This is a genomic window from Neorhizobium phenanthreniclasticum (assembly GCF_040066075.1).
In the GTDB taxonomy this organism is placed as follows: Bacteria; Pseudomonadota; Alphaproteobacteria; order Rhizobiales; family Rhizobiaceae; genus Neorhizobium; species Neorhizobium petrolearium.
Genome location: NZ_JBEAAL010000024.1, coordinates 1 through 13,241, shown reverse-complemented (window position 1 = coordinate 13,241; position 13,241 = coordinate 1). Strand labels below are relative to the sequence as shown.

The window sequence follows — 13,241 nt, the reverse complement described above, 5'->3', positions numbered from 1 at the left end:
GCCATATGTCGGCTTCTGACGGGATTTTGAACATCCGCGTCTTGACGGTTGCTTATGCTTCACGTAAGGGACACGCGTTTTCATGGTGGCCGCCTCTTGAGAGTTGAGTCGGCTGGAATAGCTTTCAGCATCCGGCGCCGTAGACCGGCGCAGACAAAGTCCTGGGACAAGCAAATCTTGAAACGCATACTCCTGGCATTCCTCCTCGTCACGGCCACATTCGCGGCTTCCTCCGCGTTGGCGGGGGGACTCGTCGTGGTGCCGGAGGGTAACCGTCATGTGGAACAGCCAAAGGTTCCAGGCGCTTCGATGCGCCGCACGCGTGCCGGCAAAACGACATTCGACGAAAAATACGAGAAGATTCGCGATCTGCTTGCAACCGACCGGAAGCTGATCGCCAAGATCAAGGCGACAGCCGCCGCCTATGGTATCGACCCGATCCATATGATCGGCGCGATCGTCGGCGAGCATACCTACAATGTCGATGCCTATGATCGGTTGCAGACCTATTACGTCAAGGCGGCCGCCTATGCCGGAAACAACTTCCGGTTCGGTTACGGAGACGAGTCCATCGAGGACTTTCTCGGCCGGCCGGAATTCGGCCAGTGCAACGGTTACTCCGACTCCTACAAGCTCTGGACCTGCCGCGAGAACGTCTGGGAAAAGAATTTCAGGGACCGGATGGTGGGCGGCAAGTCTTATCCGGACAATCGCTTCAGCGCCGTATTCTTCCAGCCCTTTTATGCCGGCCAGACATTCGGCCTGGGCCAGATCAATCCGCTGACGGCGCTGATGTTCTCGGACACGGTGGCAAGGATTTCGGGCTATCCCAAGCTCGACGAGAACAAGGCCGCGGATGTCTATGACGCGATCATGGACCCCGACAGGTCGCTTGCCTATATGGCCGCCAATATCCGCCGGGCGATTGACGATTACAAAACGATCGCGGGCGTGGACATCGCTCGCAATCCCGGCATTACGGCAACGCTCTATAATACCGGCGGTTCAGCCGGGCGCGCCGCAGCACTCAAGGCGAGGGGCGGCCTGCCGGAGGAGAATTATTACGGCTGGCTCGTCAACGACAAGCTTTCGGAGTTGAGATCCCTTCTTTAGGGTCCCGGCTCCGGTTGAAATCCTGCCTGCGAAGCCTGATATTCCCTATGTAGGAACCCCCGAGGAGGGCCGTCGATGGACATGCGCCCCGAACCCTTCGTCCCGCCGGCCCCGATGCCGAGGACCGTTCCGCCGACACGCCTTCAGATCATATGGACAGTCATGCACAACCCGCTTGAACTGTGGGGCCGGCCTTCCTTCACGCTTCCCTGGATCGAAACGAAATTCTTCAAGGAACGGACGCTGATCGTCAACGATCCGGGCCTGATCCGCCATGTGCTGGTGGACAATGCGGCCAATTACGAGATGTCGGAGATTCGCCAGCTCATCCTCAGGCCGATCCTGCGCGATGGCCTGCTGACGGCGGAAGGGCCGGTATGGAAGCGGTCCCGCAAGGCGATGGCACCGGTTTTCACGCCGAAGCATGCGAGAGGTTTTGCCGGGCAGATGCTGGCGAAGGCGGAGGAATATGCCGCCAGATATGCGGATGCGGGACCGGACGGCAAGATCTTCGACATATCGGTCGACATGACCGAGTTGACTTTCGCCATCCTCTCGGAAACGCTTTTCTCCGGCGAGATTGTCACGGCGAGCGAGAGTTTTTCCGACGATGTCGACCGGTTGCTGCATCGCATGGGCCGTGTGGACCCCATGGATCTCCTGCGTGCCCCGCCCTGGGTGCCGCGGTTGACGCGTATCGGCGGCAGCCGGGTACTTGACAAGTTCCGCAAGGTCGTCGCGGATACGATGGCCTTGCGACGGCAACGGATGGCCGCGAACCCAGATGATACGCCGCAGGATTTCCTGACGCTGCTTCTCCAGCTCGAAGGCCCCGATGGCCTGACCAGGGACGAGATAGAGGACAATATCCTCACCTTCATCGGCGCCGGCCACGAGACGACCGCACGGGCGCTCGCCTGGACGCTTTATTGCGTGGCGCAATCGCGGCATGTGCGCGAGCACATGGAGGAGGAGATTGACTATGTTCTGGCAACCGGCGCCGAACCGGTGGAGTGGCTCGACCTGATGCCATGGACACGGGCGGCCTTCGAGGAGGCGCTCAGGCTTTATCCCCCCGCGCCGTCGATCAATCGCGCTGCGATCGCCGATGACCAGTGGGTCAGCCCAGGCGGCGAGACGGTCAGGATCGATGCCGGCGTCACCGTGCTGGTCATGCCCTGGACGCTGCATCGCCACGAACTCTACTGGGATAAGCCGCGGGCTTTCATTCCGGAACGTTTCCTGCCCGAAAACCGCGGCGCGATCGGCCGCTTTCAGTATCTGCCGTTTGGCGCGGGCCCACGCATTTGCATCGGTGCGACCTTTGCCATGCAGGAGGCGGTGATCGCCCTTGCAGTGCTGATGCATCGCTATCGATTCGACGTCACGCCGGAAACGAAAGTCTGGCCGGTGCAGAAGCTGACGACGCAGCCCCGCGACGGCATACCGATGCGGGTCAGTCTGCGTTAAGGCGGGAGCCTGGAGTTTATTTGCGATTTGGCTATAATAGCCAGGCAGTTATTCCAGTAAGGAACAAATTCTCCGTGATCACCAATCTCGGCGACTTGGAAATCTTCATCAAGGTCGCAGTCACTGGAAATATGTCGGCCGCCGCAAGAAGCCTGGGTATTTCCCCGGCCGTGGTCTCCAAGCACATCAAACGGCTGGAAGAGCAGCTCGGAACGCGTCTCTTGCAGCGCACGACGCGCCAGATCGGTTTGACGGACGCCGGCAGGGGATTTTACGACCGGGTTGCGAATGTCCTGACCGGCATCGAGGAGGCGGAGCAGTTCGTCTCGGGAAAATCGACTGAAATCGTGGGAACTCTGCGCATCTCCGCTCCGACATCCTTCGGGCGATTGCACATTGCGCCGCATCTTACGACATTCATGCGGGCGCATCCGCTTCTCTCGATCGAACTGATGCTGTCGGACGACTTCGCCGACATTATTGCCGAAGGCTATGACGTGGCGATCCGTATATCCGAGCTGAAGGATTCGAGCCTCGTCGCACGAAAATTGGTTCAGGTTCGACGGATCCTCTGTGCATCGCCGTCCTACATCGACCGCTTCGGCATCCCGGAGAAGATAGAAGACCTGGCGAACCATCATTGTCTGGCTCCGCATAACGGCGAACCCTGGAGGCTGGAAGGACCCAGAGGCCCCTTTGTCTATCGCCCCGCGGGAAGGCTGAAGACCAATTCGAGCGAGGTGGTTCGTGAAGCGGTGATAGCAGGTCTTGGTATAGCGTTGAGATCGACCTGGGATATCGGCAACGAACTGAAGGAGGGGCGCCTGGTGAGGGTGATGCCGGAATATGAAGGGTCAAGGAATGTGTCGGTTTCGGCCGTTTATCCGAGTCGGCAACATCTTCCCCCAAAGATCCGGGTATTTATCGAATATCTCGCGGAACTATATGGATCGGTACCTTATTGGGAGCGGCATGGCCAAACCTCCAGCGAAGCTTGGCAAGATTATTGATCAGCGCTGGGATTGTTTCCAATATTGCACAAGTCATTTGAAATTTATGCCATTGCAATTTCCTTCGGCGCAAATGAGACTCATCCGCATATCGTGGAGTTCGGAGGAGCCGATGGCTCGCGTTCAGAAAAATGGTCTCGCAATCGACGAGAAGCTTTATGATTTCCTGGTGAAGGAAGCGCTACCGGGCACCGGCGTGGGTGCCGACCGGTTCTTTTCCGAATTTTCGAAGATCGTTCATGATCTTGCGCCCAGGAACCGCCAACTGCTCGCCAAGCGCGATGCCTTTCAGGGAAAGCTCGATGACTGGTACCGCCGGAACGGCGCGCCGACCGATCTTTCGGCCTACGAGGTTTTCCTGCGCGAGATCGGTTATCTCCTGCCGGAAGGGCCGGACTTCAGGATTTCCACAGAGAATGTCGACCCGGAGATCGCCGAGATCGCCGGGCCGCAGCTCGTCGTGCCGGTCATGAATGCCCGTTACGCCCTGAACGCCGCCAATGCCCGCTGGGGTTCGCTTTACGACGCACTCTACGGCACGGATGCCATTCCTGAGATGTATGGGGCGGAAAAGGGCAAGGGCTACAATCCCGTCCGCGGCGCCAAGGTCATCGCCTGGGCCCGCGATTTTCTCGATCAATCGGCGCCCTTCACCGGCGCAAGCTGGACTGAGGTGACCTCCTTCACTGTCACCGGCGGTAAGCTGACGGCTGCCGCCCAAGACGGCAAGACCGTAAGTCTTGCCGACCTGAAGCAGTTTGCCGGCTATCTTGGCGAACCGGCTTCACCCACGCACCTGCTGCTCACGAAGAACGGCCTGCATATCGAGATCCTGATCGACGCGACGACCCCGATCGGCAAGGCCGATCCGGCGAAGATCTCCGATGTGTGGCTGGAATCGGCGATCACCACGATCATGGACTGCGAGGATTCCGTTGCCGCCGTCGATGCCGAGGACAAGGTCGTCGCCTATGGCAATTGGCTCGGCCTGATGAAGGGGGATCTCACCGAGGAAGTTGCCAAGGGTGGCAAGACATTCATCCGCCGCCTCAATCCGGATACGGACTACAAGGCGCCGGATGGCTCGAATTTTGCCCTGAAGCGCCGATCGCTGATGCTTGTCCGCAACGTCGGGCACCTGATGACCAACCCGGCGGTGCTGGACAGCGACGGCAACGAGGTGCCGGAAGGCATCATGGATGCCATGGTAACCGCGCTGATCGCCATTCACGACATCGGCCCGAATGGTCGCCGGCAGAACTCCCGGACCGGCTCCATGTATGTGGTGAAGCCGAAGATGCACGGGCCGGAGGAAGTTGCCTTCGCCTGCGAAATCTTCTCGCGTGTCGAACAGGCGCTCGGCCTGCCGACGAACACCATGAAGATGGGCATCATGGATGAGGAACGCCGCACGACCGTCAATCTTAAGGAATGCATCCGCCAGGCGCGCGAGCGCGTCGTCTTCATCAATACCGGCTTCCTCGACCGCACCGGTGACGAGATCCATACCTCGATGGAGGCCGGTCCGATGATCCGCAAGGGCGATATGAAGCAGGCGGCCTGGATCGGCGCTTACGAGAACTGGAATGTCGATATCGGGCTCGAATGCGGCCTTTCCGGCCACGCGCAGATCGGCAAGGGCATGTGGGCTATGCCGGACATGATGGCGGCGATGCTGGAGCAGAAGATTGCCCATCCGAAGGCCGGCGCCAATACTGCCTGGGTGCCGTCGCCGACCGCCGCCACGCTGCACGCCACGCATTATCACAAGATCGACGTCGCCGCCGTTCAGGCGGGCTTCAAAAGCCGGCCGCGCGCAAAACTCTTCGACATTCTGTCCGTTCCGGTCGCGTCGCGGCCGAACTGGACGCCGGAGGAAATCCAGCGCGAGCTCGACAACAATGCGCAGGGTATTCTGGGTTATGTTGTGCGCTGGATCGACCAGGGTGTCGGTTGCTCCAAGGTGCCGGACATCAACAATGTGGCGCTGATGGAAGATCGCGCGACGCTGCGCATCTCGTCCCAGCACATGGCCAACTGGCTCCACCACAAGCTGGTGAGCAAGGAGCAGATCGTCGAGACCATGAAGCGCATGGCTGCCGTCGTCGATGGCCAGAACGCCGACGATCCGCTCTACGTGCCGATGGCCAGGGATTTCGACGGCTCGGTTGCCTTTCAGGCGGCGCTCGATCTGGTCTTGAAAGGCCGCGAACAGCCGAACGGTTACACGGAGCCGGTCCTGCACCGCCGCCGGCTGGAACTGAAAGCCAAACTCGCCGGGTGACCGGTAGACAGATCACAAAAACAAAGGCCGCCGTGAGAAATCTCGGCGGCCTTTCTGTTCTTGCCGATATCAGGTTACTGAATCACGACGACCTTGGTGTTGCGGCCCGGGCGGACGCGGCTGTAGAGGTCGATGATGTCCTGGTTCATCAGGCGGATGCAGCCGGACGAGGCTGCGGTGCCGATAGAGGCCCACTCCGGCGTGCCGTGGAGGCGGAAGAGCGTGTCCTGGCCTTTTTCGTTGAAGAGATACATGGCGCGGGCACCAAGCGGGTTGCCGAGGCCCGGCCCCATGCCGTCTTCGACATACTTGGCGACGTCCGGACGGCGGGCGGCCATTTCTTTCGGCGGGTGCCAGTTCGGCCATTCCTGCTTCCAGGCAACGTAGGCTGTGCCCGACCACGCAAAGCCCTGCTTGCCGACGCCGATACCGTAACGCACCGCCCGGCCGTTCGGCAGGATATAGTAAAGAAAGCGCTCCCGCGTGTTGACGATGATCGTGCCCGGCCGTTCGGTGGTGGAATAGCTGACGATCTGCCGATGGAATTTCTTGTCCACACGGCTGATCGGGATCGCCGGCAAGGTATAACCGGCGTCTTTTATCGAACCGTAGGAATCGGTGAAGATCTGCGAGGTCGTGACGGTTGCGACCTCGGTACCGCCGGAAGTCGTCGTGGAGCATCCGGCCAAGGCGGCAGTTGCCAACAGGCCGAATGCGAGCATGCTGTTGCGAAAGCGCATGGAAATCTCTTGGAAGAAACGAATCGATTGCGACAGGTGTGCGAGCACCTTTGATGACGGGTTATTTTCGATTACATTGCACTTGGCAAGCCGCTGCAGCGCACCAGAAGAGAGCCGGCGCACAAATAAAAATGCCATTGCGTTTTTGCAACATTTACCGGCAGCGGCACGGGAAACCATGACTATACTCAACGTTGTCAGCAACAATCCGCTCATCGATGGGCGCCAGTCCGCGCGCGCCATGATGGTGCGCAAGGGCGTGCAGATCCTGCTGCATGACATGCGGCATGCACTTATTCCGGAACTCGTGCTGACAAGCGGAAGACGCGCCGATCTCGTCACGATCTCCGAAAAGGGCGAGATCTGGATCATCGAGATCAAGACTTCGGTCGAGGATTTTCGCGTCGACCGCAAATGGCCCGAATACCGCGCCTATTGCGACCGGCTGTTCTTTGCCACCCATAAGGATGTGCCGCTTGAGATCTTCCCGGAAGATTGCGGCCTTTTCCTTTCCGACGGCTATGGCGGGCATCTGTTGCGCGACGCACCGGAGCACAAGCTGCCGCCTGCGACCCGCAAGGCGATGACGCTGAACTTTTCCCGGACCGCCGCCCAGCGCCTGATGCTGGCAGAATGGGCGAACGGCAAGAGCTTTGACGAGCTGTGATTATTTCGGCGCGCGCTTCGCAAGAATGCGCTGCAGCGTGCGGCGGTGCATGTTGAGCCGGCGGGCTGTCTCGGAGACATTGCGTTCGCACATCTCGTAGACACGCTGGATATGTTCCCAGCGCACGCGATCGGCCGACATGGGATTTTCCGGCACGTCCGCCTTTTCGCCCGGCCGCTGGGTGAGCGCATTGAAGATATCGTCCGCATCCGCCGGCTTGGAGAGGTAATCGACCGCGCCGAGCTTCACGGCCGTAACGGCGGTGGCGATGTTGCCGTAACCGGTCAGCACGATCGCCTTGGTATCCTCGCGGTTCTGGCGGATCGCCTCGATCACGTCGAGCCCGTTGCCATCGCCGAGACGAAGGTCGACGACCGCATATTTGGGCGGGCGGGCTTTCGACTTGGCGATCCCCTCGGCCACCGATTCTGCTGTGTCCACCACGAAGCCGCGGCTTTCCATGGCGCGCGCCAGCCGGCGCAGGAACGGGCCGTCGTCATCGACGATCAACAGCGAAGGATCGGGGCCGAGCTCGTGGTCAGTGGTCTTTTCCAGATGCGTATCCATGTGTTCGTTTCTCCGCGGCTTTCGGTTTTTGCGAAGGCCCGCCTTTCCTTTTCATTATGTCCCGTCGGACCACCATCGCAAAGTCATTTCGAGTCTCGTGCTTCCATCACCGAACGCGGCCATTCGATATGGATGCGAGCACCCGCTTCACCGTTATCGCGGTTGCCGAAGTGGATCGATGCGCCGGACCGTTCGAGCAGCGTCTTGGCGATGAAGAGCCCGAGCCCGAGCCCACCCGCCCGTTCGTCTTCCCTGGGTCTCTTCGTCATATAGGGTTCGCCGATCCGCGAAAGAATATCTGGCGCATAACCCTGGCCATCGTCTTCGATGGTGATCGCCACCCATTCGGCATTGTGCTCGACCATCACCGTTACCTTGCTCTTGGCGTAGTCGACGGCGTTTTCGATGAGGTTGCCAAGGCCGTAGATGATGCCGGCGTTGCGGTTGCCGACCGGCTCCGTCGTTCGGTCACCCTTCTCGATGAGTTCGATCGCTATGCCGAACTGCCGGTGCGGCGCCACGACTTCCTCGATCATCGAGGAGAGCGGCAGACGGCGCATATGCTCTTCATTCTCGGCCGAGAGCGAGGTGAGCCGCCGAAGGATATCGCGGCAGCGCTCGCTCTGGCTTCGCAAGAGCTGCACGTCTTCCCGGAAGCGGTCGTCGTCGGAAAGCTCGCGCTCCATCTCCTTGGCGACGACGCTGATCGTGGCGAGCGGCGTGCCGAGTTCGTGGGCGGCCGCGGCGGCAAGTCCGTCGAGCTGCGAAAGATGCTTTTCCCGCTCCAGAACCAGTTCCGTCGCCGCAAGCGCGTCCGCAAGCAGGGTCGCTTCGTGGCTGACGCGATAGGCGTAGAACGCCGCGAACATCATCATCGAGGCGATCGCGCACCAGACGCCGAGCTGCATGATCGGCTGGATGCGCAATTCTTCTCCCGGATACCAGGGAACCGCATAGGGCGAGAAAGCAAGCACAGTTGTGCACACGAGAGCGAAGACGATCAGTACGAGTGAATGGCGTAGCGGTTGGGACGCAAAGGCGATGATGACCGGAACGCAGATCAGCGGTGCAAAGGGATTGGCAAGCCCTCCGGTGATGAACAGCAGTGCCGCCATCTGCAGCAGGTCGAAACTGAGCAGGGCGAGCGCCGATTTCGGCCCGAGCCGGTAAGTGGTCGGAAACCAGACCGAAAGCATGAGATTGGCGGCGGCAAGCGCGCCGACCAGGACGGCGGCTTCCCGCAGCGGAAGCGGAAACCTGAGCAGCAGCCCGACAATAAGAACGGTGATCGTCTGGCCCGCGACGGCAAGCCAGCGCAGCCGCACCAATGTCTGAAGCCGGATGCGGCGGCTCGAAGGGCTGAATTGCGCAGAACGCAGCGATGGATTGTCAGCGATCACAATTTGTCTCTTGCTGCCGCGGCCACTCATGATTGAGCCGGCTTCATAAACCGGTTGGACTTCCGGTCGCAGGCGGCATTCTGTCACGTCCCGCGCGGTTTGGCACGCGTCGTCGGAAGCGCTTCGGCGGGATCCTCCGGCCACGGATGCCTGGGATAACGCCCGCGCATCTCGGCCCGCACGTCCTTCCAGGAGCCGGTCCAGAAGCCCGGCAGGTCGCGGGTCGTCTGGATCGGCCGGTGCGCCGGCGAGGTCAGTTCGAGAAGCAGCGGCAGCTTGCCTCCCGCCACCGATGGATGTTTCTTCAATCCGAACAATTCCTGCACACGAATGGAAAGCGTCGGTTCTTCGGCGTCGTAGCGGATCGGATGCCGCTGGCCGGTAGGCGCTTCGAAATGCGTCGGCGCCAGCCTGTTGAGATCCGGCGCCACCGCAGGGGGGATCAGCGACCGCAGCCCTTCCGAAAGACTGCCGGGCTCGACGGAATCGAGACCCGAAGTATTTCCCTGGAACGGCACGAACCAATCGTCGAGCCTGGTGAGCAGCGCTTCGTCGCTGACATCCGGCCAGGGCTCGCCGAGCGATCGGCGCAGGAAACCGATCCTTTCTCGCAATTGCATTCCATCCTTGGAGAATGGCAGAGCCTGGAGCCCGAGTTCACGCACGCCCTCCGCCAGGGCTTTTGCCGCCTGTTCACCGGCAGGCCGGGGCAGCGGCTTTTCTTCGAAAATGATGGCGCCGAGGCGCCTTACCTTGCGGGCGCGGACCTGGCGGCTTGTCCGGTCGAAGAAACATTCATCCTTCTGCTGGATCGCCCCGGCAAGTTCCGCCTCTACGTCTGCGCGGCTGATTTCCGCCGCAGCAAGAATTCTTGCCTGTGCCGCCCGGCCCGTAAGGTCTGCTATGACCAGCATTTGTGATGCGGCAAGCCGCTCGGTCTCCGGCAGTTCAGCTCCGCGGCCGTTTGCCATGACGAAGCGTCCCCGCCCGCCGCGCTGTAGCGCGATCCGGTCGGGATATGCATGCACCAGGAGCCGGCCTGCGGTCACCGGCTCGCTGGACTGTGACGTCTTCGGCAGGTTGGAGGCGATTCGCTCGGCAAGCCTGCGGGCCGATTCGGCACGGTCGCCGCGTTCGTTGCGAAACCGGCGCAGCCGCTCATCGAGATCGATGTCGCTGCCGCCGAGGCCCTGTTCGGTCAGAAGAACGGCAAGCAGGCAGGCCTCCCGGCCAAAGCCCTCTTCATTTGCGAAGATCGCCATCGCCGAAAGGCGAGGCGGAAGCGCAAGCTCCCGCATAAGCCGGCCATGTTCGGTAAGGCTACCCTGGGGATCGAGCGCGCCGAGCTGCGTGAGCAGACCCCTTGCTTCGCTGAAAGCCGGTCCAGGCGGCGGATCCAGAAAGGCAAGCGTCTTCGGATCCTGCACGCCCCAATGGGCAAGGTCGAGCGCCAGGCCGGAAAGATCGCTGGCGAGGATCTGCGGCGGGGTGAAGGGTTGAAGCGCCGCCGTCTGCCCCGGATGCCAGAGTCGGACGGCGATGCCCGGTTCGGTACGGCCGGCGCGGCCCGCCCGCTGGTCGGCCGATGCGCGCGAGACCCGCACCGTCTCCAGCCGCGTGATCCCCGTCGCCGGCTCGAAGACCGGCAGGCGTTGCAAGCCGCTGTCGACGACGATCCGCACGCCGTCAATGGTGATCGAGGTCTCGGCGATCGACGTGGCAAGCACAATCTTGCGCTGCCCGGTCGGCGCCGGCCTGATTGCCAGATCCTGCTCCTTCTGGGAAAGATTGCCGTAAAGCGGCACGATCACGGTTTCAGGTCCGAACTTGCCCTCCAGCCGTTCCGCCGTCCTGAGGATCTCCGCCTGTCCCGGCAGGAAGGCGAGGATGGAACCGGTTTCGTTCGCATGTGCTTCGACGATGGCGCGCGTCACGGAGTCCTCGATCCGTTCGTTCGGTGCCCGGTCTCGATGCCGGATATCGACCGGAAAGCTCCGCCCTTCGCTCTTGATCACTGGCGGATCGTCCAGCAGGCCCGCGACCCGATCGACATCGAGCGTCGCCGACATAACGAGAACACGCAGGTCGTCGCGCAACGCGGACTGCACGTCGAGTGCGAGCGCCAGGCCGAAATCCGCATCGAGCGACCGCTCGTGAAATTCATCGAAGATCACCGCGGAAATGCCGGTGAGCTCCGGATCGTCGAGGATCATCCTGGCAAAGACCCCTTCGGTCACCACTTCGATCCGGGTTCTGGCTGAAATCCGGTTGTCGAGCCGCATCCGGTAACCGATCCTTTCGCCGACGGTCTCGCCGATGAGGGAAGCCATCCGCGAGGCGGCCGCTCGTGCTGCCAGCCGCCGCGGCTCCAGCAGGATAATCTTGCCCGAACACCAGTCCTGATCGAGTAGCGCGAGCGGCACCAGCGTTGTCTTGCCGGCGCCCGGCGGAGCGGAGAGCACCGCCCGCGTGCCACGGGCCAGGGCCTCGGTGACTTCCCCGAGAACGTCGGTGATCGGCAGTTTCGGCAGGTCTCCGGCGATCGGTCCAGCCTTATAGGAAACAGCCATCAGCCGGATACCTGTCCCGAGGCATGCTGATAGGCGAGAATAGCACCGGCGAGATCCTCGAGCGCCGCGCCGACCGATTTGAAAAGCGTGATCTCGTCGGCTCTGGTTCGACCAGGATGCTTGCCACGTGCCAATTCGGCAAGCTCGGCTTTAATATCTTCCATTGCCAGGATGCCGCTTGCGAGCGGCTGGACGATATCGCCTCCTTCCTGTGTGGCGCCCGCACGCGTGTCCACGAAGACGAAAGAGCGCCGCACCGCTTCATCATCGCTTTCGCGCATGCTTGGCTTGAAGGCGCCGACAAGATCGAGATGGGTGCCGGGCTTAAGCCACTCGCCGCGAATTAGCGGTTGGCTCGATAGCGTAGCGCAGGAAATGATATCCGCTTCGCGGGCTGCCGCACCAAGATCGTCGACGGCAACCGCGTCGAAGCCAAGCCCCCTTGCTTCCTTGGCCGTCTCTTCTGCTTTTTCGTAGCCGCGTCCCCAGACAAGGAACCGCTTCAGCGGCCGCGTGACCGCATGCGCCTGTATCAGATTGAGCGAGAGGCGGCCCGTTCCGACCATCAGCATCGTCTCGGATTCCTCCCGTGCCAGATACCTTGCGGCAAGGGCTGACGTTGCAGCTGTGCGCCGCGCGGTAAGCTCCCCACCCTCGACGATCGCCAGCATCTCGCCGGTCTTGCCGGAGGAGAGAAGATAACTGCCGATGATCGTCGGGAGCGCGCGCAAATGATTATCGGGAAAGAGGTTGAGAATCTTTACGCCGATATGGTCGCCCGGCACCCAGGCCGGCATGAGCAGCATCACGGCGCTTGCTTCGCCCGGCACTTCCATCTCGTGATGATGACGGACCGGCATTACGCAATTGCTGCGGAACATCCTTTCAATCGCGTCGATCAGTTCCTTAAACGGCAACGCCTTGCGTGTCTCTTCCTCGCTCAATACCAGCATGCTCTTTCTCCGCAGTCAAAATGCTCCCCACTCTAGCAATCGGGAATGAGGCGGGAAAAGCGGTTTTGCGCTGGGAAGCGTGCCTTTTCATTAATCTCCGCCCATTTCCTGCGCTGTTCTGACGGCGATTTCGGGGACGCGAGAGAAAAATGACATTTTTTTAAAAACGCCTGTTGACTTCATCTTGGGTGAGCTTCTATAAGCCGTGTCACTGACGAGGGCGGCGGCGCTGCTGGCGACGAAGTCCTTTGTTCTGGAGAAATCCTTAAGCATTGGCGACTGCTGATTGTGGGCCGGGTTACGGTTTGGCTCTTGGGGATTTGACGTTTTGGCCTTTTATGTGAGGCTTTTGCGTCGGTTATTTGACAATTGAAGAATGGAAGAAAGAGAAACGTGGTCGGCGGCGTCTCGCGGATGGATCGAAGGGTCTGTCCAGATGAAGACAAAGTGACGGTCACGTTTTGATA

The 13,241-nt window shown here is 60.9% G+C and carries 10 protein-coding genes; 5 read left to right on the top strand and 5 right to left on the bottom strand.

Features of this window, described 5'->3' with window-relative positions:
* Positions 1–177 precede the first annotated feature (177 nt).
* The 4 genes from ABK249_RS24765 to ABK249_RS24750 all read left to right on the top strand — a co-directional run bounded on the left by ABK249_RS24765 (position 178) and on the right by ABK249_RS24750 (position 5,877).
* A complete protein-coding gene (locus tag ABK249_RS24765) occupies positions 178–1,113 on the top strand; it encodes a DUF1402 family protein (RefSeq protein WP_348864315.1) in 936 nt (311 codons plus the stop codon).
* A 75-nt stretch (positions 1,114–1,188) separates the two neighbouring features.
* Positions 1,189–2,583: a cytochrome P450 gene (locus ABK249_RS24760; RefSeq protein WP_348864314.1), complete on the top strand. Its 1,395-nt coding sequence runs from the start codon at positions 1,189–1,191 to the stop codon at positions 2,581–2,583.
* A gap of 77 nt (positions 2,584–2,660) precedes the next feature.
* Positions 2,661–3,593 carry a LysR family transcriptional regulator gene (locus ABK249_RS24755; protein WP_348864358.1) on the top strand — a complete coding sequence of 311 codons (933 nt, stop codon included), beginning with the start codon at positions 2,661–2,663 and terminating at the stop codon, positions 3,591–3,593.
* A 112-nt stretch (positions 3,594–3,705) separates the two neighbouring features.
* Positions 3,706–5,877, top strand: a complete 2,172-nt coding sequence (locus tag ABK249_RS24750; RefSeq protein WP_348864313.1) for a malate synthase G — start codon at positions 3,706–3,708, stop codon at positions 5,875–5,877.
* A gap of 74 nt (positions 5,878–5,951) precedes the next feature.
* Here ABK249_RS24750 and ABK249_RS24745 read toward each other — a convergent pair whose 3' ends face one another.
* Entirely contained in the window at positions 5,952–6,617 is a 666-nt protein-coding gene (locus ABK249_RS24745; RefSeq protein WP_037154347.1) for a L,D-transpeptidase, read from the bottom strand.
* 178 nt (positions 6,618–6,795) lie between these two features.
* On the opposite strand from ABK249_RS24745, the gene ABK249_RS24740 reads away from it, so the two are divergent.
* On the top strand, positions 6,796–7,284 hold the full coding sequence (locus ABK249_RS24740; RefSeq protein ID WP_037153898.1) for an MmcB family DNA repair protein: 489 nt from the start codon (positions 6,796–6,798) through the stop codon (positions 7,282–7,284).
* Here ABK249_RS24740 and ABK249_RS24735 read toward each other — a convergent pair whose 3' ends face one another.
* From ABK249_RS24735 to lhpI, 4 genes are all read right to left on the bottom strand, one after another.
* On the bottom strand, positions 7,285–7,851 hold the full coding sequence (locus ABK249_RS24735; RefSeq protein ID WP_052182979.1) for an ActR/PrrA/RegA family redox response regulator transcription factor: 567 nt from the start codon (positions 7,849–7,851) through the stop codon (positions 7,285–7,287).
* 83 nt (positions 7,852–7,934) lie between these two features.
* Positions 7,935–9,248 carry an ActS/PrrB/RegB family redox-sensitive histidine kinase gene (locus ABK249_RS24730; protein ID WP_415926480.1) on the bottom strand — a complete coding sequence of 438 codons (1,314 nt, stop codon included), beginning with the start codon at positions 9,246–9,248 and terminating at the stop codon, positions 7,935–7,937.
* Positions 9,249–9,334: 86 nt separating this feature from the next.
* On the bottom strand, positions 9,335–11,821 hold the full coding sequence (gene hrpB / locus ABK249_RS24725) for an ATP-dependent helicase HrpB (RefSeq protein WP_348864310.1): 2,487 nt from the start codon (positions 11,819–11,821) through the stop codon (positions 9,335–9,337).
* The gene (lhpI, locus tag ABK249_RS24720) at positions 11,821–12,774 is read right to left on the bottom strand and encodes a bifunctional Delta(1)-pyrroline-2-carboxylate/Delta(1)-piperideine-2-carboxylate reductase (RefSeq protein WP_348864309.1); all 954 of its coding nucleotides are present in this window, start codon (positions 12,772–12,774) and stop codon (positions 11,821–11,823) included. The genes hrpB and lhpI overlap by 1 nt, the downstream gene beginning before the upstream one ends.
* Between the last annotated feature and the right edge of the window lie 467 nt (positions 12,775–13,241).